Source organism: Clostridium sp. CTA-1, assembly GCF_054768215.1.
In genome coordinates this window covers 178030-203140 of record NZ_BAAAAP010000007.1, presented here as the reverse complement: position 1 = coordinate 203140, position 25111 = coordinate 178030, and the positions used below count along the sequence as shown (strand labels likewise).

25 protein-coding genes, 1 other RNA gene, 2 riboswitches and 1 other annotated feature are annotated in these 25111 nt (G+C 26.7%); of the genes, 7 read left to right on the top strand and 19 right to left on the bottom strand.

Going from position 1 to position 25111, the window contains the following annotated elements; all coding sequences use genetic code 11:
- The first annotated feature begins 239 nt into the window (after window positions 1-239).
- Complete coding sequence (locus tag ACYUEW_RS08065; protein ID WP_265203685.1) at window positions 240-1565, top strand: hemolysin family protein; 1326 nt, start codon at window positions 240-242, stop codon at window positions 1563-1565.
- A 353-nt stretch (window positions 1566-1918) separates the two neighbouring features.
- Here the strand turns inward: ACYUEW_RS08065 and ACYUEW_RS08060 are convergent, their stop codons facing one another.
- The 8 genes from ACYUEW_RS08060 to ACYUEW_RS08025 form a co-directional block, all read right to left on the bottom strand.
- Window positions 1919-2209, bottom strand: coding sequence for a thiamine-binding protein (locus ACYUEW_RS08060; protein WP_003484039.1), 291 nt, complete (start codon window positions 2207-2209; stop codon window positions 1919-1921).
- Window positions 2210-2227: 18 nt separating this feature from the next.
- On the bottom strand, window positions 2228-3541 hold the full coding sequence (gene thiC, locus ACYUEW_RS08055; RefSeq protein ID WP_265203684.1) for a phosphomethylpyrimidine synthase ThiC: 1314 nt from the start codon (window positions 3539-3541) through the stop codon (window positions 2228-2230).
- 218 nt (window positions 3542-3759) lie between these two features.
- Window positions 3760-5136, bottom strand: a complete 1377-nt coding sequence (purF, locus tag ACYUEW_RS08050) for an amidophosphoribosyltransferase (protein ID WP_265203683.1) — start codon at window positions 5134-5136, stop codon at window positions 3760-3762.
- Window positions 5137-5212: 76 nt separating this feature from the next.
- Window positions 5213-5312: riboswitch (TPP riboswitch) on the bottom strand.
- Window positions 5313-5378: 66 nt separating this feature from the next.
- Window positions 5379-5660: a DUF503 domain-containing protein gene (locus ACYUEW_RS08045; protein ID WP_003484029.1), complete on the bottom strand. Its 282-nt coding sequence runs from the start codon at window positions 5658-5660 to the stop codon at window positions 5379-5381.
- A 69-nt stretch (window positions 5661-5729) separates the two neighbouring features.
- Window positions 5730-6419 carry an ABC-2 transporter permease gene (locus ACYUEW_RS08040; RefSeq protein WP_460276539.1) on the bottom strand — a complete coding sequence of 230 codons (690 nt, stop codon included), beginning with the start codon at window positions 6417-6419 and terminating at the stop codon, window positions 5730-5732.
- A gap of 1 nt (window position 6420) precedes the next feature.
- Complete coding sequence (locus ACYUEW_RS08035) at window positions 6421-7071, bottom strand: ABC-2 transporter permease (protein ID WP_265203681.1); 651 nt, start codon at window positions 7069-7071, stop codon at window positions 6421-6423.
- A 6-nt stretch (window positions 7072-7077) separates the two neighbouring features.
- Entirely contained in the window at window positions 7078-7935 is an 858-nt protein-coding gene (locus tag ACYUEW_RS08030) for an ABC transporter ATP-binding protein (RefSeq protein ID WP_265203680.1), read from the bottom strand.
- Between the two features lie 206 nt (window positions 7936-8141).
- Window positions 8142-8513 carry a GntR family transcriptional regulator gene (locus tag ACYUEW_RS08025; protein WP_003484022.1) on the bottom strand — a complete coding sequence of 124 codons (372 nt, stop codon included), beginning with the start codon at window positions 8511-8513 and terminating at the stop codon, window positions 8142-8144.
- 157 nt (window positions 8514-8670) lie between these two features.
- Window positions 8671-8927: a binding site (T-box leader), on the top strand.
- 294 nt (window positions 8928-9221) lie between these two features.
- On the opposite strand from ACYUEW_RS08025, the gene ACYUEW_RS08020 reads away from it, so the two are divergent.
- A complete protein-coding gene (locus tag ACYUEW_RS08020; protein ID WP_003484020.1) occupies window positions 9222-9734 on the top strand; it encodes a tryptophan transporter in 513 nt (170 codons plus the stop codon).
- 418 nt (window positions 9735-10152) lie between these two features.
- A riboswitch (FMN riboswitch) is annotated at window positions 10153-10266 on the top strand.
- 172 nt (window positions 10267-10438) lie between these two features.
- Entirely contained in the window at window positions 10439-11080 is a 642-nt protein-coding gene (gene ribB, locus ACYUEW_RS08015; RefSeq protein WP_003484018.1) for a 3,4-dihydroxy-2-butanone-4-phosphate synthase, read from the top strand.
- 275 nt (window positions 11081-11355) lie between these two features.
- Here ribB and ACYUEW_RS08010 read toward each other — a convergent pair whose 3' ends face one another.
- Entirely contained in the window at window positions 11356-12099 is a 744-nt protein-coding gene (locus ACYUEW_RS08010) for an ATP-binding protein (RefSeq protein WP_003484016.1), read from the bottom strand.
- A gap of 101 nt (window positions 12100-12200) precedes the next feature.
- Between ACYUEW_RS08010 and ACYUEW_RS08005 the strand changes: the two genes are divergently transcribed.
- The 3 genes from ACYUEW_RS08005 to ACYUEW_RS07995 all read left to right on the top strand — a co-directional run bounded on the left by ACYUEW_RS08005 (window position 12201) and on the right by ACYUEW_RS07995 (window position 14069).
- Entirely contained in the window at window positions 12201-12878 is a 678-nt protein-coding gene (locus ACYUEW_RS08005; RefSeq protein ID WP_003484014.1) for a Crp/Fnr family transcriptional regulator, read from the top strand.
- Between the two features lie 203 nt (window positions 12879-13081).
- The gene (locus ACYUEW_RS08000; RefSeq protein WP_003484012.1) at window positions 13082-13525 is read left to right on the top strand and encodes a cell wall hydrolase; all 444 of its coding nucleotides are present in this window, start codon (window positions 13082-13084) and stop codon (window positions 13523-13525) included.
- A 22-nt stretch (window positions 13526-13547) separates the two neighbouring features.
- Entirely contained in the window at window positions 13548-14069 is a 522-nt protein-coding gene (locus ACYUEW_RS07995; RefSeq protein WP_043032238.1) for a hypothetical protein, read from the top strand.
- 235 nt (window positions 14070-14304) lie between these two features.
- Here the strand turns inward: ACYUEW_RS07995 and ACYUEW_RS07990 are convergent, their stop codons facing one another.
- The 4 genes from ACYUEW_RS07990 to ACYUEW_RS07975 all read right to left on the bottom strand — a co-directional run bounded on the left by ACYUEW_RS07990 (window position 14305) and on the right by ACYUEW_RS07975 (window position 19206).
- On the bottom strand, window positions 14305-14649 hold the full coding sequence (locus ACYUEW_RS07990) for a cupin domain-containing protein (RefSeq protein ID WP_003484009.1): 345 nt from the start codon (window positions 14647-14649) through the stop codon (window positions 14305-14307).
- A gap of 120 nt (window positions 14650-14769) precedes the next feature.
- Window positions 14770-16932, bottom strand: coding sequence for a YhgE/Pip domain-containing protein (locus tag ACYUEW_RS07985; RefSeq protein ID WP_003484007.1), 2163 nt, complete (start codon window positions 16930-16932; stop codon window positions 14770-14772).
- Between the two features lie 322 nt (window positions 16933-17254).
- Window positions 17255-17992: a glycerophosphodiester phosphodiesterase gene (locus ACYUEW_RS07980; RefSeq protein WP_042384416.1), complete on the bottom strand. Its 738-nt coding sequence runs from the start codon at window positions 17990-17992 to the stop codon at window positions 17255-17257.
- 239 nt (window positions 17993-18231) lie between these two features.
- On the bottom strand, window positions 18232-19206 hold the full coding sequence (locus ACYUEW_RS07975) for a tetratricopeptide repeat protein (RefSeq protein WP_003484003.1): 975 nt from the start codon (window positions 19204-19206) through the stop codon (window positions 18232-18234).
- A 442-nt stretch (window positions 19207-19648) separates the two neighbouring features.
- Here ACYUEW_RS07975 and ACYUEW_RS07970 point away from each other — a divergent pair, with 442 nt between their 5' ends.
- Complete coding sequence (locus ACYUEW_RS07970; RefSeq protein ID WP_003484002.1) at window positions 19649-20902, top strand: pyridoxal phosphate-dependent decarboxylase family protein; 1254 nt, start codon at window positions 19649-19651, stop codon at window positions 20900-20902.
- Window positions 20903-20992: 90 nt separating this feature from the next.
- Here the strand turns inward: ACYUEW_RS07970 and ACYUEW_RS07965 are convergent, their stop codons facing one another.
- From ACYUEW_RS07965 to ACYUEW_RS07940, 6 genes are all read right to left on the bottom strand, one after another.
- The gene (locus tag ACYUEW_RS07965) at window positions 20993-21238 is read right to left on the bottom strand and encodes a transporter associated domain-containing protein (RefSeq protein WP_321161464.1); all 246 of its coding nucleotides are present in this window, start codon (window positions 21236-21238) and stop codon (window positions 20993-20995) included.
- 122 nt (window positions 21239-21360) lie between these two features.
- Window positions 21361-21717, bottom strand: an RNA gene (gene rnpB / locus ACYUEW_RS07960) — RNase P RNA component class A.
- 70 nt (window positions 21718-21787) lie between these two features.
- On the bottom strand, window positions 21788-22522 hold the full coding sequence (locus ACYUEW_RS07955; protein WP_003483998.1) for a zinc ribbon domain-containing protein: 735 nt from the start codon (window positions 22520-22522) through the stop codon (window positions 21788-21790).
- A 138-nt stretch (window positions 22523-22660) separates the two neighbouring features.
- The gene (locus ACYUEW_RS07950) at window positions 22661-23464 is read right to left on the bottom strand and encodes a Nif3-like dinuclear metal center hexameric protein (RefSeq protein ID WP_003483997.1); all 804 of its coding nucleotides are present in this window, start codon (window positions 23462-23464) and stop codon (window positions 22661-22663) included.
- Entirely contained in the window at window positions 23455-24144 is a 690-nt protein-coding gene (locus ACYUEW_RS07945) for a tRNA (adenine(22)-N(1))-methyltransferase (protein WP_042384413.1), read from the bottom strand. The genes ACYUEW_RS07950 and ACYUEW_RS07945 overlap by 10 nt, the downstream gene beginning before the upstream one ends.
- A gap of 75 nt (window positions 24145-24219) precedes the next feature.
- Window positions 24220-25107 (bottom strand): PH domain-containing protein, encoded by an 888-nt coding sequence (locus ACYUEW_RS07940; RefSeq protein ID WP_003483995.1) that lies wholly within the window; start codon window positions 25105-25107, stop codon window positions 24220-24222.
- Between the last annotated feature and the right edge of the window lie 4 nt (window positions 25108-25111).

Sequence of the window (25111 nt, the reverse complement as noted above, 5' to 3'; positions counted from 1 at the left end):
AATTATTTTAATAAAGTGATTCTTATCTTCATTATATATTGTTATATTTATAACCTCAATTTATATATTGTATTATTTATCTTATTAACATTGAATAAATTGAAGCGTAGCAAAGTTATTTTAAGAATTTATCTATATTGCTACCATATATACTTTAATTTTACATTTATTTTTTGTTATGATTTTTTATTATAAAAACTTTAATAGAAGATACACTATATAAGAAGGAGTGAATTTTTATGAATAATATTAGTATGCAATTATTTTTAATATTAATTTTAATAATTATAAATGCATTTTTTTCCTCTGCAGAGATGGCAATAATTTCTTTAAATAAAAACAAATTAAATACTATAATAGATGATGCTACTGAGGAAAACTCTTTCACGAATAAAGTGAAAAAAGCAAAAATTCTACTAAAGCTTTTAAAAGAACCTAGTAAATTTTTAGCTACTATCCAAGTTGGAATAACTTTAGCAGGATTTTTGGCCAGTGCTTCTGCCGCTACAAGTATATCAAAATATATTGAGATATTTTTTAAGCGCTTAAATATTCCAAAAAGCAGTAGTGTAGCATTGTTTTTAACTACTCTCTTATTGTCTTATTTAACTCTTGTCTTTGGAGAATTACTACCGAAAAGAATAGCTTTAGGTAATTCAGAAAAAATAGCATTGTTTTCAATTAAACCAATAATCATCTTTATGAAAATATCTCTTCCTTTTGTAAATATATTGACCTACTCTACTAATTTTTTATTAAAAATTTTAGGAATTGACTATAAGAATATAGAAGAAAAAATATCAGAAGAGGAAATAAAAAAAATGATTGATTTAGGTGAAGAAACAGGTGTTTTTAATTCCACAGAAAAAGAAATGATCAATAGTATCTTTGATTTTGACAATACTCTTGCTAAAGAAATAATGACACCTAGAACTAGTGTATTTGCAATGGATATAAATGATTCTCCTAAAAGGCTTATTAATAATATGTTAGAAGAACGTTATTCTAGAGTTCCTATATATGAAGATGATATCGATAATATTATAGGAATTCTACATATAAAAGATATGTTTTCTATTATAAATAAAGAAAATATAAAAAAGGAAGATTTAATAAACATATTAAGAGCCCCTTATTTTATACCAGAAACAAAAGCTATCGATTCTTTATTTAAAGAAATGCAAACAAATAAGAGTTATATTTCTATACTTATTGATGAATATGGAGGATTTTCTGGTATAGTTACTATGGAAGATTTAATAGAAGAAGTTATGGGAAATATATTTGATGAGTATGATGAAGATAATACTGAAGAAATAATAAAAATAGATGCTAATACTTTCTTATTGGATGCTTCCATAACCATAGATAATTTAAATGAAAAACTTAATTTAGAACTACCCTCAGAAAATTTTGATACTCTAGGTGGATTTATATTAGACATAACTGGAGCTATCCCTAAATGTAATGTAAGTTCGCAAATAGAATATAATAATTTAATATTCAAAATAGAAAAAGTATCTAATAATAGAATAGAAAAAATAAAATTATATATAAGTGAGTAAAAAAAGTAGAACCTCTATTTAGAGGTTCTATAAAATTAAAGTACATTATGGTCTTTCTTTTAATTTTGTTGAAATTAGAAAAAGTTGAAAAATTGTGTGATCGTTGTAAAGGTAACTTAAAATCTGATTTAGCATCCATTAATCCTAATGGTGAACTTGTACGAAAACACCTATTTACTTCTTGCTTAGCTTCACTCTTGCATTTTACCCTTATTATAAGAGGCAAATCTGCATTGTTAATGACTTTTTGCAAGGAAGTAGTAAGTTTTTTTAGTACGTATAACTTACCCTTCCAACCTTACCTCATATAAAGTTCGCCATGTATAATGATTTTTCCTTCTTATAACTGTAATCTATTTTTTATATTTAAAAGTTTTTTCATCCATTGTAACACCATCTGGTTTATAATCTATCTTTATAACAGAAATAACTCTTTTAGCTCCCTCTTTAACACATACATCCTGAGCTTTTTTAACAATATCTAAAAGAGTATCCATTTCTCCTTCCATGGTCGTTTCCATAGGTCCTACCTCATATTTAACTCCAGAAGATTCTATAAGTTCTATAACTTTATCTACTACTGGATATATCTCTTCTTCACTAACTACAGGTAGTATTTGTAAACTTAAATTTATATTTGTCATTATAGTCACCTCTATCCATTACTCCTCATCTCTTAACATATTTAAATCTTTTCCTTCTGTAACTCTATTCATATTTCTTACTGCACACATTTTTCCACACATTGTACAAGAATCTTTACTCTTCGCCTTAGATTCTTCTCTATATCTTCTAGCTTTTTCTTCATCTATAGATAACTCAAACATTCTTTCCCAATCTAATTCTCTTCTAGCTTTAGCCATAGCGTTATCCCAATCTCTCGCTCCTTTTATTCCTTTAGCTAAGTCTGCTGCATGGGCTGCTATCTTTGATGCTATTATTCCTTCCTTCATATCATCTAAATTTGGTAATCTTAAATGTTCTGCTGGAGTTACATAACATAAAAAATCTGCACCATGAGTTGCTGCAATAGCACCACCTATAGCTGATGTTATGTGATCATAACCTGGGGCTATATCTGTAACTATTGGTCCTAAAACATAGAAAGGAGCTCCATGACATAGTTTTTTCTCTATTTTCATATTTGTTTCTATTTCATCTAAAGTCATATGTCCCGGTCCCTCTATTATAACTTGTACATTTCTCTCCCATGCTCTTTTAGTAAGTTCCCCTAAAGCTATAAGCTCTTCTATCTGGCTTGCATCTGTAGAATCCTCTATGCAGCCTGGACGACAAGCATCTCCTAAGCTTAATGTAACATCGTACTTTTCACATATATCTAAAAGTTCATCAAATCTTTCATAAAATGGATTTTCTTTATTATTTAGTTCCATCCATGCATATAAAAGAGATCCTCCCCTTGAAACTATATTCATTCTTCTTGGATTTTTCTTAAATGTAGCTGCAGTTTTTCTATTCATACCTACATGTATTGTTAAAAAGTCTGCCCCATTCTCTGCATGTTTTTCGGCTACTTTTAAAAATTCTTCTGATGTAATATCTTTTAATTCTTTATCATAAAAACCTACTGCATCATATATCGGAACAGTCCCTATTATAGCTGGTGACATATCTATTAATCTTTTTCTAAATTCTTCTGTTTTTCCAAAGCAACTTAAATCCATTATAGCTTCTGCCTTCATGTCTATTGCTTTTTGTACTTTTTCTAATTCCATGTCTATATTGTAGCAATCTTTGGATATCCCTAAATTTACATTTATTTTAGTTCTTAAACCTTGTCCTATTCCTTCTGGATCTAAAGCTTTATGATTTTTATTAGCAGGTATAGCAACCTTACCTTTGGATACTAATTCCATAAGATCTTTTACATCCATGTTTTCCTTTTTAGCTACTATTTCCATCTCTTTTGTAACCATTCCCTTTTTAGCAGCATCCATTTGAGTTGTATAATTCATAATAACATTTCTCCTTTTCATATCTCCTGTAGAATATTCTACAGAGATTTTATTTGTTTATATGTACATTGATTTCCCTAAACCTATTGAAATATAATAATAGTTAACTTTACCACCAAAACATTACCTTCTAGAAAGGAAAAAGGAATCAATGCTAAAAGCTAATTAAATTTATGTTCTGTTACAAATTTTCACACACATTACACTAACTATAAAATTTAATAATCAGCATAACCTCCATTAAAACAACCTGTACAAATGTTAGAGTTATTTAAACACTGTTCCATATCTATTAAACTTAAAAACTCTAAGCTATCTGCCCCTATAAAATTTCTCATTTCTTCCTTTGTCTTTTGGAAAGATAAAAGCTCTTTTTTACTTTTTATATCTATACCCAAATTACAATAATAATTTATTTTAGGAGATGCCACCATAAAGTGGACCTCCCTTGCCCCTGCTTTTCTTAATGCGGACACTACCTTTTTACTACTAGTGCCTCTTACAATAGAATCATCTATCACAATGATACTTTTGCCTTGAACTATATTTTTTATAGCATTTATTTTTATATTTATATCTCTTTTTCTTTCTTTTTCTGTAGCTTTTATAAAATTTCTACCTACATAAGAATTTTTAATAAGACCTATACTATAGGGTATATTTGATGCCTTAGAATAACCTAAAGCTGCAAAATTCCCCGATTCAGGTACTCCCATTACAATATCTGAGTTTAATTTGTATTTTTCATATAGCTTTTCTCCACATTTAATTCTAAATTGAGATAGATTTATTCCATCTATGATACTATCTGGTCGTGAAAAATATATATATTCTAGGGCACATATGCAATTACAATAAGCTTCTTCATTTTTTATGGATTTTATTCCTTTTTTATCTATAATCACTATTTCTCCTGGCTGTACATCTCTTATGTATTCTCCTCCTGCAACATTTATGGAAGTACTTTCTGAAGATAAAACATAATTGCCTTCTACTTTTCCTAGACATAAAGGCCTTATCCCCTTTTTGTCTCTAAAACCTATTAGCTTGTCTTTTATTAAAATAAGTACTGAAAAAGCACCCTTTAAAGTATCAATAGCACAGGATATGGCTTTTTCTATTTCATCTCCTTCTTCAATTTGTTCTAATATAAACTTTAGTATAATTTCAGAATCTGAATTACTTTTGAATATTTTACCTTTTTTCTCTAATTCATACTTAACATTTAAATAATTTAATAAATTTCCATTATGAGCTAAAGAAATAGATCCCTCTATAGTTTCCTCCTGAAAAGGTTGTGCATTTTTAATAGAAATATCTCCACTAGTTGAATATCTAACATGCCCTATAGCTGAAAAATATTGAGTTTTATAAAAGTCTTCTTTAGAAAATAAGTTAAAAATCATACCAAAAGCTTTTTCAGTTTTCATACCCTCACTATTTGTATAGCTTATTCCTGAACTTTCCTCTCCTCTATGCTGAAGAGATACTAACCCAGGATAAAATACTTCTCCAAGCTCTGAGGTATAATTTTTATAAATGCCAAAAACTCCACATTCCTCTTTAAATTTATCCTGTTTTTTATCAAATAACATTTGCATCCCTTCTAATTTAAAAATAAAAAAATAAAGCCCACCCGAAGGTAAGCTTTTTATACTATATATAATCTACTATATATACTATAATGCTCCCTACGGTAATCTTAGTTACATCAGGTTCAAAGGGTTAGAAAGTTTTCCTCTCAGCCTTTACGGCACCCCTGCATTTACATACTATTCTCTTTTATGTTTTCATTATATACTTTAAATTTTTTTTTGTAAAGGTTTATCAAATTTCTTTATATAATTTCAGTTTCTATATTCTGAACTATGGCTTCTGTATTTCCTTCTATATAATTTACTACATTTTGTATTATGCTGTCTGCTTGTTTTGTATTATTACTTATACAGGCCACACCTATAACAATACTTTGATGTATATCCTGCATTTCCACTTCAGCTATAGACACATTAAATTTATTTTTTGTTTTAGAAATTATACTTTTTACAATCATTCTCTTTTCTTTTAAGGAATGAACCCAATTAGCGTATAAATGTATTTTAGCTGTACCTATAATCATATATATCTCTCCCCAAAATAATCATATACTATTAATTTTACCTCTTTATTATTTTAAAATTTTAATATATTATTCATACATAATAGTTTTATTTTTATGAATTACTATAGATATATATACTGAAATAGTAACCATTATAATCTCAAATAATATTATCCATAAAAACTCATTTTGAATGATATTGATTTGTCTATAAAAATCTTTTTTAGATATAGATATATTTAAAATCCCTACTATTTTTTGAATAATTACAGGTAAAAGAATTATAAGCATATAGATATATCTATTAAAAAGATTTAGTTTATTAGATCCTAATTTGAAATATAATGGATAGTATACACTATAATATATAGAAACTAAAGTAGTTGCAAAAACAAAATCACCTATAGAACATATATTTCCTATAAGTCTTCCCTTTAGAATAATTGAAAATACCACAGTTGTCAAAATACATATCACCCAATTTATTACATTTATACTAATTACAAATAAATATTTCTCTAAAACTATATTATTTTTTTCAATAGGTAAACTATATATAAACATATTACTCTTATTTTTACTTATAGCTTGTTCTACATAGTTTATTAATATATAAGAAGTCATAGCTATGACATAAATATATATATAATGTTGCTCTCCACTCATATTACACTCTAACCCTAAAAAAACCAAAGACATTATCATAGGTATGGAAACTAAAAAAATTTTTCTACATAAGATTAAATCATTAATTATTAAATTAATAATATTCTTCATATTACATGCTCTCTTTCTTTTCATATATTGTTATGGATAAAGCAGAAGATATAACAAATAAAATTATGCTTATTAGTGTGATTATTAAAACAAATTTTTCATATACATTATTACTAATATTATAAGTTGTTCTATAATTATTCAAATGATTATTATCATATATACCATATATCACTGAAAAAACACAAAAATATATAAAAGTATTTAAAAGTCTTCCTTTTCTATAATCAAGTTTAAAATATATAGGTAATTGTATTGCCATAGAAGTAAATATAACACTTAAGCTAGAAAAAATAGTGCTAATTTGTGGAAATTGAATTATATCTTTAAAATTTAGTGCATAAACTATAAAATTAGTTATATACAGTAATATTAAAGATATTATAAAGTATACTATTATAGAAGTATACTTAGCTAAAACCACCTCTTTTTTCTTAACTGGAAGAGACTTTAACATACAATCTTCCTTTGCTCCTTCTCCATAATAAAATGAGATTGAAATAAGCATAGACACTATTAAATAAATACTAAGTATACATATACCTTGTTTATCTGTTTTATCAAAAATAAATATATAAAGTGCCAAAAGGGCTAAAATTTTTATTATATAGGACTTAGTAATAATTAAATCCTTTTTTATTAAATTTAGCATTTATTCCTACCCCCTTACTGTATAAACCATAATATCCTCCAAACTTGGTTTTTCTATTATAAGTTCTCCCTTTCTAGTTATTTCTTTTATAATATTAGCTGAAGTAGTTAACCCCTCAAAACCAAAAGAATTTTTATTTATACCTACAAAATATTTTTTTGTTTCTTCATTTAAAAAATCTAATCCCCCCTTTACTAGAGAATACTTACTCATTATTTCATCCTTGTTTTCTGAAAACACTATTTTCCCTTTATTTATAAAAGTTATATAATCTGCTATTTTTTCCAAATCTGTAGTTATATGTGTAGAAAAAAATACACTTTTATTTTCATCCTGGATTAAATCATATAGTATATCTAAAATTTCTCTTCTAAATACAGGGTCTAATCCTGCTGTAGGCTCATCCATTATTATAAGTTCCGCGTTATGGGAAAGAGCTAGAGCTAATGAAAATTTCATTTTCATACCCTTAGATAGATTTTTTATTTTTTTCTTAGGATCTAAATCAAAAGTTTTCAAATATTTACTAAAAGTTTTATCACTCCACCCTTTATAAAAAGGAGCTATTATTTTTTTCATAGTTTCTATATTTACATGGTCATAAAAATAATTTTCATCATATACAAAGCCTATTTTTTCTTTTACTTCTTTTTCCCCCTTTACATTATCCATACCAAATATTTTTATATCTCCAGAATCCTTTTTTATTAAATTCATAATTAATTTTATAGTAGTACTTTTGCCTGCCCCATTAGGCCCTATGAATCCCATAATATATCCTCTATCCAACTGAAAATTTATATTTTCCAATGAAAAATCCTTATACTCTTTTTTTAAATTTCTTACTTCTAATATTTTATTCATATATTATATCCTCCTTTTTCATACGGATATTTACCCTATTTATATCATTTATACATAACACTCTATGTAAGAAACAAACTCTAAATCAGCAGTCTATGTAAATCACTTACTTTAAATCATAGATTTAGATTTCTGGATTAAACTTTGAGTTATCTATTTTTCTATAAAAGGGACTCTAAGCGCTGATAAGTACATAGGTAAGTATTTTATTGAAAATATAATATTTTAAGTATTTCTAAAATTTCCTCATAAGATATGTCCAATAATTTACTTTCCTCTATAACTTCATTTAATTTTTCTTCTATAATTTTTATTTTCTTTTCTCTTAAAAGCTCCTTATTTTGAGCAGCTACAAAAGTTCCTTTTCCTTTTACCGTTTCTACGAAGCCTTCCTTTTCAAGCTCTTCATAAGCTCGTTTTGTAGTTATAACACTTACCCCAACTTCTTTGGCTAAATTCCTTATAGATGGAAGTATCTCCCCTTCTTTTAATTCTCCTTGTATTATAGCGGCTTTTATTTGGCAAAGGATTTGTTCGTATATAGGCTGCTCTGAAGCATTAGATATTAATATCTTCATTCATAAACACCTTACCTTATATCGTATATACTGTATATATATAATATATACAGTATATGTTTTTTTGTCAACCTTTACTTATAAATAATATAATAAAATTTTTATTTATCACTTTACTTTGTTAAGTTATTATGTTATACTTTTTAAAAATAAATAATCTAATTCATTGATAAGGAAGAGTAACTAAGAGGAATATTTAAAGAGAGTTAAGGATGGTGTAATCTTAACAATAGGAGTTTTAGTGAATGGGCCTTGGAGAAATAAAGCGAAATCTTTTACAGAAAGTAGTATTTATCGGAAGCCTACCGTTAAAAGGGATAGGGTATGTTAGTACCTGAATTTGAGATATGTTTAAATTACTATTATTTAAACATAAATTAGGTGGCACCGCGAAATATAATCTTCGTCCTAATAAATATTAGGATAGAGGATTTTTTTATTTGTCAAAATTAATTTATAACAGAATAAATACTTTTATTTGATAATTCAAGTAATTTTTTAACTATAGTATAAAAAATGAAAATACTAACTATAACCATAAATTTGTGAAATAGTAGTTAAAGAAACTGTTTTATGGGTTTTTATAATCAAACTTCATAAGAAATATTAAAAGGAGGTGTAACTATGGCTTGAACTGAAGAATGTGATTGGCAATGGAATTTATATTTTAAAACAAATTATTTTTTATATTCGAAAGGGGATATTATTATGAATTTAAAGAAAATGATAATCTGTTCACTACTTTTAGCCATAGGCTTATTATTACATCAAATTTCACCTCCACTACTATTTGGAATGAAACCAGATTTTTTATTAGCTATGATGTTTATAGCCCTAATAATTGCAAAGGATTATAAAACTACATTAGTAATTGGTCTTCTATCAGGAATTTTAACAGCAGCTACTACAACTTTTCCTGCAGGACAAATTCCTAATCTAATAGATAAAATAGTTACTACAAATATATTATTCCTATTAGTTAAATTCACAGATGGTAAAGTTAAAAATCAAGCAAGAATGATTATATTATCAATCACAGGAACCTTTATAAGTGGTTTTGTTTTCTTAGGTTCTGCTTTATTATTAGTTTCTCTACCAGCTCCATTTATGACTTTAGTTTTAACTGTTGTGTTACCTGCTTGTGTAATAAATACAATTGCTACAGTAATACTTTATAATGCAATAAGTGCAGCTCTTAAAAGATCTTCAATAACATTTTAGGGAATTACCACTTAAAGTAAGTTTACCTACAGTCTATTAAAAAGGAATATATGTCTATAAAGGCAACTTAATTCGCTAAGATATTCTAAATTTGTTTTTTATAAAATATATTGAAAAAAATGATAACTCGCTGACCGCTCAAACAATCAGTTTTTTCTAATATATTTTCAAAAAACAAATAAGAATATCTAAGCTTTTTCGAATACCTTTTACGCCATATATCCAAATTTTTAATATACTGAAGCTAGTATAACTTTTTAAAGATAATTTTCTGTAAGTCAAGAAAGGTACAATATAAATAAGTATCAGAACTTACCTCATTCTCTAATTACCTATTGTTTTATAATTTGTATATTAATTTATATTTTGGTTTGACAAGGTAATTTTGAGATGTTATATTAATAATAAAGTTATATAAAGTATCCTTCAGGGTTGGGTGAAATTCCCTATCGGCGGTATAGCCCGCGAGCCATAAGGCAGATTCGGTTAAATTCCGAAGCCGACAGTATAGTCTGGATGAAAGAAGGTAAATACAATTATGCGTATTTTTTTATTATGTATATTTATTGTGTTTTCAACTCCCCTTAAGGCTACTTAAGGGGAGTTTTTATGTGTTATTTAGAAAAAAGTATAAAAATAATATACGTATAATAAAGAACTGAGGTGCTTTATATAAATTTTTTCACAATATGGAGGAATTTTAAATGAATGAATCACTATTAACTCAGTTTGGCAATTCTTTAAACCGTGTAGAAAAAGCATTAGATAATCTAAAAAATGGCAAGGGAGTACTTCTTGTTGACGATGAAAATCGTGAAAATGAAGGAGATCTTATTTTTCCTGCTGAAACTATTACAGTACCTCAAATGGCTATGCTAATAAGAGAATGTAGCGGTATTGTTTGTCTTTGCTTAACAGATGAAAAAGTAAAAAAATTAGGTTTAACTCAAATGGTACCTAATAATACCTGTAAGTACGAAACCGCATTCACTATCTCAATTGAAGCTAAAGAAGGCGTAACTACAGGTGTTTCCGCTACAGATAGAGTTACTACAATTCTTACTGCAATAAAAGATGACTGCAAGCCTGAAAACTTATGTCATCCTGGTCATGTTTTCCCACTTCGTGCCCGTACAGGAGGTGTATTAACTAGACCTGGCCATACAGAAGGCACCGTTGATCTAATGCATTTAGCAGGATATAAACCTGCAGGAATTTTGTGCGAACTTACAAATCCTGATGGAACTATGGCTCGCCTACCACAAATAATTGATTTTGCTAAGAAACATAATTTAACCGTTCTTTCCATTGAGGATATTATAAAATATAAGGAAATTGTGACTTAACAACTTTTAAAGAGTTATTCTAGCTTCCCGTAGTTTAAAAAATAGGGATATGTGGTGTAAAAGGCATTTGAACAAAATTAGAGATTCTTAGTTGTTTTTGCAAAATATATGTATGTTCCAAATTATTGTCTGAGCGTTCAGCGAGTTATGATTTGGAACCATATATTTTAAGAAAAAACAAATTAGAATCTCTTATTGAAGTGAGTTGCCTTTCTAACCACATATCCCTTTTTTAAACCAAGGGTAGTATAACTTCCTTTTAAGTCGTAATTTCTTTATTTTATTCTTCCGTCTGTACTTATTATTACTTCATTAAATGGTACTATAGTTTCTGATTTTAACATAGCCTGTTTAACTGCATTTACTATGCCGCCACAACAAGGTACTTCCATTCTTACTACAGTTATACTTTTTATGTTGTTGTTTTTTAATATTTCTGCTATTTTTTCTTTATAGTATTCATTATCATCTAGTTTTGGACATCCTATTAACGTTATACGGTCTTTTATAAATTTTTTATGAAAATTACCATAAGCATATGCTGTACAGTCCCCTGCTATTAATAAATTTGCATCTTGTAGATATGGAGCTTTTGTATTGACTAATTTTATTTGTACAGGCCATTGTTGTAATTCTGAATCCATATCCATTTTCTCATCACTTTTTTTGGTTTTTTCTTTTATATTTAAGTTAACATTTTTTACTGGTCTCTTAATAGCTTTTGCCATAGTTCCTGGACATCCACAGGGCATTTTTTCTTTATTTTCTTCTGCTGACTTTTTCATAGCCATTCTTTTTTCTACTAATTCTTCATTATATTCTGCAGCTTCTCTTTCCACTATCTTTATAGCTCCTGTTGGACATTCTGGAAGACAATCTCCTAACCCATCACAATATTCATCACTAACTAAAACTGCTTTGCCATCTATTAGCTCTATAGCTCCTTCATGACAAGCTGTTACACATAATCCACATCCATTACATTTTTCTTTATCTATATTAACTATCTTTCTAATCATTTTTATATTCCTCCTGTTGATTTTATATATTTATTATAGTACTATTATGTAAATAATTCTGTAACTAATGTTACCACCATAAAATTTACGGAGGTTCGTTTATGAATAATATTTTTTGTGTTTTAAGTAAATGTATATTGTTTAAAGATTTTGAGGAAAAATGCATAGAAAAAATTCTTAAGAATATAAATTATAAAGTAAAAGATTATAAGAAAGATGAAATAATCGCTATAGAAGGTGATGCCTGCTCTACTATAGGTATTATATTAGATGGGAGCATGGAAATACAAAAATTATTTTCTTCTGGAAAGACTGTTACTATTACAACCTTAGTCACTGGAGATATTTTTGGTGAAGTTATTGTATTTTCTTCTATGAATAAATATCCTTCTACTATACTATCTAACTCTAATAGTAAGGTTATGTTTATATCTAAGGAAGATATCATTAAACTTTGTGGTTTAGACTCTTTAATTTTAAATAACTTAATGGGACTTCTATCTAATAAAATATTAATGTTAAATAAAAAAGTAAAAAATTTATCTTATGAAACTATTCGTCAAAAAATTTCTAGTTTTTTATTGGATCAATATAGAACTCAAAATAGTTTGACTTTAAAATTAAATATGTCCAGACAGGCTTTAGCTGAAACCTTCGGTATACCCAGGCCTTCTCTATCAAGGGAACTTATTAATATGAAAAATGATAAGTTAATAGATGTTGAGAAAAATATAATAACTATAAAAGACTTAGACGCCTTAGAAGAAATTTTATATTAAATTTAATAACAATTACCAACTGTAATATTAATAAATCACTCTATAAACTATCCTCACAGTAAATATTTCTTTAAAAAAAGCGTCTATTAGAATAATAATCTCTTCAACTTATACTATTTCAACAAAAGTTTAAAATAATTAGTACTTTTTTTGATACTATGAATAAATTAATATTGTAATGACTTTTTATGAGGTGTATTTTTATGGCATATTCCGATAGGGAATTATTAGCTAGAATTATAAAATGTGAAGCTGGTGGTGAAGGGCAAAATGGAATGCAAGCCGTAGCTACTGTAGTTATGAATAGAGTTAGAGTGCCTTATGGTGAATATCACAGAATTGGTCAAGGTAATTTAAGAAATGTTATTTATCAACCTGGCCAATTTGATTGTGTGAGAGATGTATTAAGAGGAATTCCTAACCCCCAAACTATTTGGGCTACTCCACCAGAGCAAGTACACTATGATATAGCCGACTGGGCATTATCTGGTAATAGACTATATAATATAGGATATTCTCTTTGGTATTTTAATCCTTTTAGGCCAAGTTGCCCTTATACTTTTCCAGCAAATGGTACTGGTTCTTTCCAAGTAAGAGTTGTTCAGCATTGTTTTTATAATCCCACTGAGTTATATGCACAAACTTAATAAATAAATTAGGAGGAATTTTATGTTTATTGATGATTATTCTTATTTAGAAAATAATCCTGGTGATGAAAATATGAATATGAGGCCTATGCCTTACATGACTTGGGGTAATTCTCCAATGTATAATCCATATATGCCTAATATGGCTTCTTCTATGGATAACATAAATTATAATGATATGAATAGATGCAACAATAACATAGCTAATAAAAATGAAGATTATATGTATACTGATGCTGCATCACCTGTGGTCACTAATGAACCTCAATCTGCACCTGCACCTGCACCTGCACCAGCACCTAGCCCTAATGCTCAATTTATGCCTTCTATACAAGATGATATCTTATATAATCAAGGCTTTTTAAAAACTCAAATAGGTAAAAGAGTAAAAATAGATTTTTTAATAGGTACTAATATGTTCATAGACAAAGAAGGTACCCTAGTAGGTGTTGGAATAAGCTATGTTTTAATAGATGAAGTAGACACTAATCATTTGATTATGGCTGATATGTACTCTATAAAATTTGTAACAATATTTGATTAAATAATCTCTTATACAATAAGTTCATTTTAAATTAATATTTTTTAGATTTGATTTAAAATGAACAATCCAAGAATATAAAAGCTATGAAAAATAGGGTTAATACCTTAATTTCATAGCTTTTTCATCTAAAATAAAATTTATAGTTTGTAAAATATCATAAACTTAACCTTTATATATCTCCTTTTAATAGATAACATCTAAATAAATTCTTCACTTGATAATTATGAAAAATTTATTATAAACTAAAAACTACAGTTAAAAGCATTTTAAATCTTTCTGTAGCTAATAATGCATGTGGTACATTAGCTGGCATTACTATAGTTTCTCCTTTTTTAACATTAAACTTTTCTTCTCCTATAGTTATTTCTGCTTCACCATCTAAAATATAAACCATAGCATCTCCTGAAGCTGAATGAGAACTTATTTCTTCACCCTTATCAAAAGCAAATAAAGTTACGCTTAGTGGCTTCCCTTGTGCCAAAGTTCTACTTACTACTGTACCATCTTCATAATTTACTAAAGATTCCATCTCTATGGGTCTTGCAAAATCTATATTTTTTATTAATGGTTTTTTTGTCATGTAATAACTCCTCCTTCAAATCTCTCCTATAGCATGAACTAAAGGGATTACATTTTCTATATTTATATAATAATATTTTTCAATTAAAAATTCCGTAACTAATGTTACTTATTAATTAGTTTATTCTTCAACTAGACCACTTTCTTTAAACTTTCTCATAAAGTTCCTGTTTATTTTTTCTAGTTTTTTCTTTAATAATAAGGCTAATAGTATTGATAGAGTAAAATAAATTAGCAATACTACTATATCTCTTAAAAGTATACCTTCTATAACTCCTCCCACCGCTTCTCTCATACCTGATACAGCATAAGTAAAAGGTAATAATGGATTTATCCTTTGAAAAAATCCTGGAGTAACTTCTATAGGGAAAGTTCCTCCTGAAGCAGATATTTGAAGCACCAGAAGTATTACTCCTAAAGCTTTTCCTACATTACCAAACACAGATACTAATGTATATATTATCATAGAAAATATTATGCTTATAAATATTGAAAATAAAATAAATATTGGTTTATTTGATACATATACTTTTAATAAATATATGTCCCCTAAACTAACTATTAAAGCTTGAAATATAGCTATAGTCATAAATGTAAGATATCTACCAAAGTATTTTTCATATACTTTTAGTTTTTTTGCTCCTTTTATATCTTTTACATCTACTGAAAGTATAGAAACTAAAATTAATGCTCCTACCCAAAGGGATAAAGTTGTAAAAAAGGGAGCCATGGCTGATCCATAATTAGGAATAGGATAAATTCTATTTTCTTTTATTTCTACAGGGTTGGATATAAAATCACTTTCTATTTTTGCATTATTTTTCATTAATTTTATTATTTCATTTAATCTTTCATCATCATCTAAAGTTTTAAGCTTATTTGATACTTCTCCTATAGATTTTTCTATAGATGGTAAATTAGATTTAAGAATTTTTATGCCTTTTATACCTTTTTCTGCTCCAGTATATCCTTTATCTAATAGCTCAGTTGCCTCTGGTAAATTTTCATTAGCATTCTTTAACAGTTGTATAGCATTATCTGCTACAACTATTAAATCATTAAGAACGTTATTTATAGCTGGTACTATTTTAGGATTAAAATCCTCTATAATCTGTTTTAGTATAGAATCTATACCATTGGCTTTATTTTTTAGCCTATTTAGTACTTCTACAGATACTTTTTCGCCTCTATCTATGGAAGATACTACAGTATTTATATTTTCTATTTTATTATTTACCCTTTCCTTCATATCTTTAATTCTATTTTCAAAATCGTTCAGTATAATATTTTTTTTATCTTTATTTATAATATCAACTAATTCCAATGTACTATTTAAAATTTCTTTTACATTAGTTAACTTATCCTTTGATGCTACTAAATCCTCTTTAGCTTGCTGAGAATTTTTTTCTATTACTCCTACACCTTCCCCTATTAAAACTTCTGCTGTATTATTTATTTTTTTAGCTATAATTAAATCCTGTTTTATATAGGGTGCTACATTATTTATTCCTTCTTTAGATTTTGATAAAAATAATTTTGTTTTATCCCCTGCACTTAAAGCCTTATTTATAGTATCCTTTATTAGAGGAATATCCTTATTTATTTTTTCTATAAATTCCTCTAAGGTTATAGCACCTTTTTCTAGATTATCTATAGAAGCGTTTATTTCAGGTATCTTATCATTAACATAAAAAATCATATTCATTAAATCTTTAAGTTTTGGTTTTCCCTTTTCTAACTCTATTCCCAACTTATTAAATATTTCAAATATAATACCATTTACTGTTTTTACAAAGGTTTTTGTAACCTCATTTTGTACTGTTGTAACGCCTTTACTTGTTATCTTAGGTGCCACTGCATTGCTCTTTTCGTTTACAGAATAAATTAAGGTAGGTTTTTCTTGTTTGTCTCTCGTTATAGATAAAATTTTATAAGAAAAGTCTTCTGGTATCATTACACTGGCATAATACTTTCCATACTTTACTCCTTTTTCAGCTTCTTTTTCATCAACAAATTTCCATCCAATATTTTTATTTATTTTTAGTTTATTTACAAGCTCTTCTCCTACATTAATGCTTTGGCCCTTAAAAACAGCAGCTTTATCTTTATTTACTACGGCTACAGATATTGACTTTGTATTAGCGTATGGATCCCAAGAAGACTTTATATTAAACCAGGCATATAAGGAAGGTAATATCATAAGCCCTAACACTACAACTATAGCTACCCAATTTGTTATTATATTTTGTAGATCTCTTCTATAAATCTTAAAAATATTCTTCACAAAATACCCCCTTTTTACCTTTTACCGAAAAGTATATTACAATAAAAATCTCTCTTATAAAGCTTAGTATTTCTATATTTACAACTTTAAATACCTAATTTTCGAATATATTTTATCTCATGATTTTTATTAATATAAACTTACTATTTCTAAGCAAAACAATAAGGCCTAAAATTTAATGACATTATTCATGCTATTAAAACTTTAAACCTAAACCTATTTAATATTTTTATTTTAACTAATACATATATATTTATTCATAATAAATATGTATTAAAATCTTCACCCTTTAAATATTTAACTAAATTTTAATTTGGAAATTTTATAGTTTTAATTTTGAAATAATACGGTAAGCTCTATCAGGATAATTAGTAATGATGCTAGTTATTTTATTTTTTATTAAGCTTTCCATATTAGTTTCATCATTTATTGTATAAGGGTTTACTTCCAAATTATTAATGTAACATTTATCTATAAATTCCTTTGTAAGAGTAATATAATTAGGATGAAGTGCTTCTACTTTTATAGATCTAGCATATTCCCAGGGCTCATACAAAGACGCTTCATAAAGCATCCCTGTTTTAATATTTGAATTTATTTCTTTAACTCTCACTAAAGAATAATGATCAAAAGAGGATATTATCACTCTATCTAACATTTTATATTTTTCTATCATATCTATAACTTTTTCTTCTATATTAGGATAAACTCTATAACCTGCTTTTATTTCTATGTTTAAGTAAATCTCTGTATTTTTTATTAGACTTAAAAGTTCTTCTAAAGTAGGTATTTTTTCACCTTTATATTCATTACTAAACCAAGAGCCTGCATCTAACTTTTTTAATTCATCTAATGAAAAATCTTTTACTTCACCTTTTCCATCTGTAGTTCTATCCACTCTTTCATCATGGATAATTACAATATATCCATCCTTAGATAAATGAACATCTAACTCTATTCCATCTGCATTCATTTCTATAGCTTTTTTAAAAGCAGCCATAGTATTCTCTGGAACATAAGCACTGGCCCCTCTATGGGCTAGAATTTTAGTATATTTCATATTTTTTCTCCTATCTAATAAAATTTTATTAGTATAATTTATATGCATTACTTAATGAAAAATTCTCTATAGGAGTTTTCATTCCTTCTAAAAATAAAAAAATTATATATAAAAAGTTGAAAAATCTAAAATAATATTATAATAAATTTTCAGTATTATACCTACAACTTAATTTAGCACTAAAAAAACAAAAGCTATGAATTTTGAAATACAATATCAAAATTCATAGCTTTTCAATTTTATTTTACTCTGATACATTTACCATCGCTTGGATAGGTATCTCTGTAAATTTTACCACTAAGGTCTACATAATATTGACTCACTGCATAGCTTCCATCACCTTTACCATATACGCCTTCAAACACATAGACTTTTTTATTCTTAAGTTCCTGTGGGAATGCCTTATAAGGTGTAGTTATGTGAGAGTATGGGACTGTCTGAATCCCTAAATAATTTAGAGTAACATCAGAAGGCTTAACAGATTCCACTAAAGCTCTAGCTTTACTTTCACTTATATAATTATTCTTGGAACTAGATTCTTCTTTAGACTTACTTGTTCTTTCCTTATGTTTATTATTTACCTTATGTTTATTATTTACTTTAGATTGATTATATTCATTATCCTTCTTTTCTTTTAAAGTCTTTATTTCTTGTTGTTTTTTTAGTTTTTCTTCATTGTTCTTCTTTTCCTCTATTTTAGTTTTTATATTATTTCTTATATCCAATGCTTTTTCATTATCCTTATCATATTTTAAAACTATATCTAAATATTTATTAGAACTATCATAATTTTCTTTCCTAAATTCTTCATTAGCTAAGTCTATTAGTTCATTTACACAACCATCTATTTTATCTTTTGCTAAAATGTATACTTTACCCCTATTTTCATCTATAGAACTTAATTTTTCTAAAGCTTCTTCATATTTTTTATTTTCTAATAGATTTACAGCCTCATTATACACTTTTTGACTATGTTTAAGATCCTCTGCTTCTTTTATTTTTTTATCTATTTCTTTATCTTCTTTATAGTTTAATGATTCCTTAAAGCTATCTATAGCTTTTTCATATTCTCCTTTTTCCATATAATTATTAGCTGTTGCTAGAACTCTATTATAAGCTTCAACTTTATTATATCTGTACAACCCTAAACTTATTAATAATGCAATTACAATCGTGATTAAAATAATAGCCTTTTTGTTCTTTAATTTATTCACTTGAATTCTCTCCTCTTACATGTATTTTGTTTTAGCATATTATATTAATATAAATATTACTTACACTTTTAATATATTCTTTTAAAATTTATAGTTTACAAATTCATCCATAGATTTATCTATTATCTTTTTCACATATATTACATTTAATCTTTATAATAAAATTTATTTTTTATTTATAGAAATTATATGATTTTAGACTATGTTCTGAATTATCCATTAAAATTTAATTTGAATTGTATATTAATTATATATAGGCCACTCTATTGTAATTTCTTATATTAACTGAAGTAAATAATTACCAAATATTAACTTAGCATTGCTCGTGTATTTTATATTTTCTAAATTATATGTTATTATTATTTTGGAAAGTTTTTGAATTAAGAATGTACTTAAAAATATTAATGTCGTGTTAGACATAACCAATAAGGGGGATTAATAAATGAAGTTTTGGAGAAAATATACTCAACAAGAAATGGATGAAAAAATAACTGAATCTTTAGAGAAAACTTTAAACTATGACAACACTAAAACTATAGGAATACCAGGAACTAAATTGGATGATACTGTTTTTTATGACGATCATAGCTTTGTAAAGCACTCACCATATCTAAGAACATTTATACAAAATCCAAATCATATAGGGTGCCACACATATGATAAAGCAGATATATTATTCGGAGGAACCTTTGATATAGAAAGAGAGCTCATTCAATTATTAGCAATTGATGTTCTTAATGGAAATGATGAAGAATTTGATGGATATGTAACTCAGGGAGGAACCGAAGCTAATATACAAGCTATGTGGGTTTATAGAAATTATTTTAAAAAAGAAAGAAAAGCAAAACATGAGGAAATAGCTATAATCACATCTGCTGATACTCATTATTCAGCATATAAAGGATCTGATTTATTAAATATAGATATAATAAAAGTTCCAGTAGATTTTTACAGTCGTAAAATTCAAGAGAACACTTTAGATAGCATTGTCAAAGAAGCTAAAGAAATTGGGAAAAAATATTTTATAGTAATATCTAATATGGGAACTACAATGTTTGGTTCCGTAGATGATCCAGATTTATATGCTAATATTTTTGATAAATATAATTTAGAATATAAAATTCATGTTGACGGAGCTTTCGGTGGATTCATATATCCTATAGATAATAAAGAGTGTAAAACGGATTTTTCTAATAAAAATGTAAGTTCTATAACATTAGATGGTCATAAAATGTTGCAAGCACCCTATGGTACAGGAATTTTCGTTTCCAGAAAAAATTTAATACACAATACTCTTACAAAGGAAGCAACTTATATAGAGAATTTAGATGTTACGCTAAGTGGTAGCCGCTCAGGTTCTAATGCTGTAGCTATATGGATGGTACTTGCTAGCTACGGACCATATGGATGGATGGAAAAGATAAATAAATTAAGAAATAGAACTAAATGGTTATGTAAGCAATTGAATGATATGAGAATTAAATATTACAAAGAGGACAGTATGAACATAGTAACTATAGAAGAACAATATGTTAATAAAGAAATAGCAGAAAAATACTTCCTGGTACCAGAAGTTCATAACCCTACAAATAACTGGTATAAGATAGTCGTTATGGAACATGTTGAATTAGATATATTAAATTCCTTAGTATACGATTTAAGAAAATTCAATAAAGAACACTTAAAAGCAATGTAAATACTAAATAAGTTGGTTGCATCTTATAGAATAATAAAAGGGTACATAGGTAGATTTGTTTTTATGCATATCCACCTACACACCCTAAAATTAAACTTCTTTTTGATCATAAAACTTTATTTTCTCAATTCTTTTTTCTTTTATTTCTTCTATCTTAAATGTAAAATTTTTATATCCTATATTTTTTTCTTCAGCACTCATCGAAATACGTCCAAGAAGGTCAATTAGAAATCCATTTATTGTATCACAATCTTGGTTTTCAATATTTATATTAAAATAATCATTAAGGTCATCAAGGGAGACCATACTACCTATTATAAAAGTATGATTATTAATTCATATACAATATTATTATAAATAATCTCTGTTCAATATAGTTATACTTAGTTAATAATAAAAAGTGCTGGAAGTTTACTGTAAATAAAAAAACACTAGGTATAAAACCTAATGTTTTCAATGGCACGACCAAGCCTATAAGCCGAGTTCTGTGTTAGACAATCATCTATCTAGGCCTATTGTTACCAATAGGCTCCAGCGATACTACCCGAGAGCGGGACGGGCCACCCCTGGAAACCTAAGTTTCCTGCTCTCCTATTCGATCTTGCTCCAGATGGGGTTTACATAGCCGTATAGTCACCTATACGCTGGTGAGCTCTTACCTCGCCTTTCCACCCTTACCAGATAAATCTGGCGGTATATCTCTGTTGCACTTTCCTTAGAGTCGCCTCCACTGGGTATTACCCAGCACCCTGCCCTATGGAGCTCGGACTTTCCTCTCCCGTACAATGTACGGCAGCGATTGTCTGGCTTACTCGCAAGTATTATGATATCATAGCTATAAATAAAAATCAAATTTATTTTTTAGAAAATATGGTTTCATTTTATCTATTTAACTTTTTTTAACTTTTTTTCTTGTACTTTATAAAGTATTCTCCCACAATTATCACAGTAAACTATCTTTTCTTCTTTTCTTATTTTATCTAAAATCATACTTGAAACCCTAACCCTACACCCCGTACATACTCCTTTTTCTAAAGGAACTAATGCTATTTTTTTAGATTCTTTTATTTTGTCGAATTTTTCTACAAAATCTTTTTCAATAATAGTTCTTATATTTTTTATAGATTTTTCACACAAATCTATTTCTATTTTGGCTTCATTTATTTTTTTACTACTAGTTTTTTTATAGTCATCAAAATTTACTTTTATTATTTTTAGTTCCTCTCTTAAATTTTCTTTTTCTGTACTTATTTTTTCATCCTTTTCTATTAATTCTATAGCTAAATTTTCTAGGTCTTTTATTGTATTCTTACTTTTTTCTATATCATTTTCAAGTCTTTCTATTAGCTTTATATCACTTTTTGCCTCATTATAAAGAGAGTATTCATTTTCTTCTATATTTTTATTTTCTCTTTTTATTTTTAAGCTTATTTCTTTATATTCTTTTTTTATATTCTCTAATTGTTCTTCCTTAGATTTATACTTTATTTTATTTTCTTCAAATTTATCTTTTAATTTTTTTAAAAAATATATATCGGAACCATCTTTTAGCACCTTATTACTATTTTCTAATGCAATATAACAATTTTGAAGTTTAATTAATAAATCTAAATTTTTCATAATCTCATTCTCCTTTAAAATATGATTTTTAATTTTAAAGAGATACCTCCTTACATTATACCTAATAATTTTTAAATGTATGTTATAGATGTGTTATGAATATATAAAAAAATAGAAACGAGTACACTAAACTCATTTCTATTTATACTTGTAGGGTGAAAAATTATTCTCAGCTAAAAGAACATCATTTTTAAAACCCATTTTTTCTATTCTATTTCTTAACCATTTATAAAAGCATTGTAAAGCTGGCCATTCTGTATGAAAGTGCCCTGCATCAATAACTGCTATTTTTTCTTCCATTAAGTCACTTACATAATGATATGTGGTATCTCCTGTTATTACACAGTCTGCTCCTAAAGCTTTTGCTTTATTAAAATAATCTTGACCACTACCGTTTATTATAGCTACTTTTTTTATTTTTAAAGAGTCTTCTCCTGAATATCTTAACACAGAAATATTAAAAACTTCTTTTACAATTTCACATAATTTATCTAAAGTAACTTCTTCTTTTAAATATCCTATTCTTCCTATACCTGCCTTATCATTATAAGTGCTAGGATCCAATATTTTTAAATCTTGTAACTTTAAAAACTCTGCTACTATTTGATTAAACCCATTTTCTGTAGAGTCCAAATTTGTATGACTAGAATATAAATTCATATCATTTTTTATTAATTCTATTATTTTTTTACCTAATAAAGTATCTGTAGTTATAGACGAAGGTTTTTTAAATAATAAAGGATGATGAGTAACTATCAAGTTACACTCCTTTTCCTTTGCCTCTTCTATTACATCTAAGGTACAATCTAAAGCAACTAATATTTTATTTACAGTAGCTTTTGAATCTCCTATCATAAGCCCTACATTATCATAACTTTCCTTTAAATATAAAGGAGCATATTCTTCTATTATATTTTCTATGTTTTTAACATTTAAATACATTGTACCAGCTCCTCCAATTTAATTATTTTTTCTTTTATTTCTACTTTTCTTAATGCGGCACTTTCTGTGTCTTCTCTTATATATTGTAGTATTTTTTTATATTTGTCAATATTGTTATATAAAAATTTCTTTATTAATGGGTGTTTAGTATTTATAAGATATTCTCCTATTTCATAATATATATGATCTACAGATTTAGGATTTTCATCATATTTTATTTTTATAATTTCATAGAATCTATTGTCTTCAAATACTAAAGATTCTTTTAATATTTTATATCCCATACTATATATATATTCTCTTAAAGCCTCTGGATTTTGCACCGGTTGTAATACTAAAAAATCTAAATCTTTAAAAACTTCCTTTGATTCTTTCAATATATCCTTTATAAGATGTCCACCCATACCTGCAATTATAGCACCATTAACCTCTTTAGGATGTATTTTAGTAAGTCCTGGCCCTAGTCTACATTGAATTTTACTTTGTAATCTATGAGAATTAATATTATTTTTTGCTCTATCTAAAGGGCCTTTATTTATATCTCCCGCTATAGCACTTTTGCATATATTATTTTTAATTAAATATATGGGGATGTATGCATGGTCTGTACCTACATCCACTACAGACTCACATTTGTCTACCATATTAGCTATTTCTTTTAGTCTTAAACTTATTTCCATATCTAACTCCTGCATATATGTTATATTTATCTTTTAAAATAATAAAAATTTTATATATTTTATAACATTATAATATTATAAAAAAACATGTAATATCCTTATTTGAAATATTAAAAATACTGTTGAAAAAAACAATGATATATATAAAAATTTGTAAGCATAGTTTTTATCATATTTTGAATAGAAATATGATACATAATACATACAAAATAATATAACCATATTTAGAGCTCCATACATCATTTGTTTAAAAGCAAATTGTTTCCCTTCTCCAAAACCTACTGGAGTAAATTTTGCATCAAACACAAGGGGCATCTTATCTGGTAAAAGATTATATAAATAAAATATCATAGGTGTTAAAGTTATTATTAATATCATAATAGTTACAATTATAAAAGGAGTGAAATACCTTTTATCTTTAAATATATTTGTGTTTTTATTTAATTTAAATTGCCAATCTTCCTCTTTCACATCCGCTTGTTTTAATATTAGTTCAAACTCTTCTAAATTTTCAGGAGATATACCATAATTTATTTTATCTGTTTTTAAATATAATATAGTTTTATTTGAGGTCACATACATATAGGTATTACCTAACTTATCTATTATATTTCTTCCTATAGCATAATAATATTTACTAAATCCAGATATTCTCATATTCTTTATATATCCAGATTGTTTTTTGTAACATTGTATTTCTTTAATAGGAATTACAACCTGTTTCAATCCAAATATACTATTTATATAAATATTTTCTTCGTCTAGACAATAATAAACTGTAGAATACATCAATATATAGTAAATAAAATATATATCCAATCCTATTAAACAAATTTTTAATAATTCCATTATTTCATAAGAATCAACTAAAAGCATTATTAAAATTACTGCTGCATTATAAATTATAGTATTAGTTACTATAGAAATTAGTCCTGATCCACTTATAGGCTTAAATTTCTTCATGTTT

Coding starts and splice junctions, on each gene's coding strand:
- ACYUEW_RS08065 (WP_265203685.1), top strand. CDS start 240: ATGAATAATATTAGTATGCAATTATTTTTAATATTAATTTTAATAATT.
- ACYUEW_RS08060 (WP_003484039.1), bottom strand. CDS start 2,209: ATGACAAATATAAATTTAAGTTTACAAATACTACCTGTAGTTAGTGAA.
- thiC (WP_265203684.1), bottom strand. CDS start 3,541: ATGAATTATACAACTCAAATGGATGCTGCTAAAAAGGGAATGGTTACA.
- purF (WP_265203683.1), bottom strand. CDS start 5,136: ATGTTATTTGATAAAAAACAGGATAAATTTAAAGAGGAATGTGGAGTT.
- ACYUEW_RS08045 (WP_003484029.1), bottom strand. CDS start 5,660: ATGATTATAGGTACAGCTAAAATACATTTATACGCTAATTGGGTTCAT.
- ACYUEW_RS08040 (WP_460276539.1), bottom strand. CDS start 6,419: ATGAAGAATATTATTAATTTAATAATTAATGATTTAATCTTATGTAGA.
- ACYUEW_RS08035 (WP_265203681.1), bottom strand. CDS start 7,071: ATGCTAAATTTAATAAAAAAGGATTTAATTATTACTAAGTCCTATATA.
- ACYUEW_RS08030 (WP_265203680.1), bottom strand. CDS start 7,935: ATGAATAAAATATTAGAAGTAAGAAATTTAAAAAAAGAGTATAAGGAT.
- ACYUEW_RS08025 (WP_003484022.1), bottom strand. CDS start 8,513: ATGAAGATATTAATATCTAATGCTTCAGAGCAGCCTATATACGAACAA.
- ACYUEW_RS08020 (WP_003484020.1), top strand. CDS start 9,222: ATGAATTTAAAGAAAATGATAATCTGTTCACTACTTTTAGCCATAGGC.
- ribB (WP_003484018.1), top strand. CDS start 10,439: ATGAATGAATCACTATTAACTCAGTTTGGCAATTCTTTAAACCGTGTA.
- ACYUEW_RS08010 (WP_003484016.1), bottom strand. CDS start 12,099: ATGATTAGAAAGATAGTTAATATAGATAAAGAAAAATGTAATGGATGT.
- ACYUEW_RS08005 (WP_003484014.1), top strand. CDS start 12,201: ATGAATAATATTTTTTGTGTTTTAAGTAAATGTATATTGTTTAAAGAT.
- ACYUEW_RS08000 (WP_003484012.1), top strand. CDS start 13,082: ATGGCATATTCCGATAGGGAATTATTAGCTAGAATTATAAAATGTGAA.
- ACYUEW_RS07995 (WP_043032238.1), top strand. CDS start 13,548: ATGTTTATTGATGATTATTCTTATTTAGAAAATAATCCTGGTGATGAA.
- ACYUEW_RS07990 (WP_003484009.1), bottom strand. CDS start 14,649: ATGACAAAAAAACCATTAATAAAAAATATAGATTTTGCAAGACCCATA.
- ACYUEW_RS07980 (WP_042384416.1), bottom strand. CDS start 17,992: ATGAAATATACTAAAATTCTAGCCCATAGAGGGGCCAGTGCTTATGTT.
- ACYUEW_RS07970 (WP_003484002.1), top strand. CDS start 19,649: ATGAAGTTTTGGAGAAAATATACTCAACAAGAAATGGATGAAAAAATA.
- ACYUEW_RS07955 (WP_003483998.1), bottom strand. CDS start 22,522: ATGAAAAATTTAGATTTATTAATTAAACTTCAAAATTGTTATATTGCA.
- ACYUEW_RS07950 (WP_003483997.1), bottom strand. CDS start 23,464: ATGTATTTAAATGTTAAAAACATAGAAAATATAATAGAAGAATATGCT.
- ACYUEW_RS07945 (WP_042384413.1), bottom strand. CDS start 24,144: ATGGAAATAAGTTTAAGACTAAAAGAAATAGCTAATATGGTAGACAAA.
- ACYUEW_RS07940 (WP_003483995.1), bottom strand. CDS start 25,107: ATGAAGAAATTTAAGCCTATAAGTGGATCAGGACTAATTTCTATAGTA.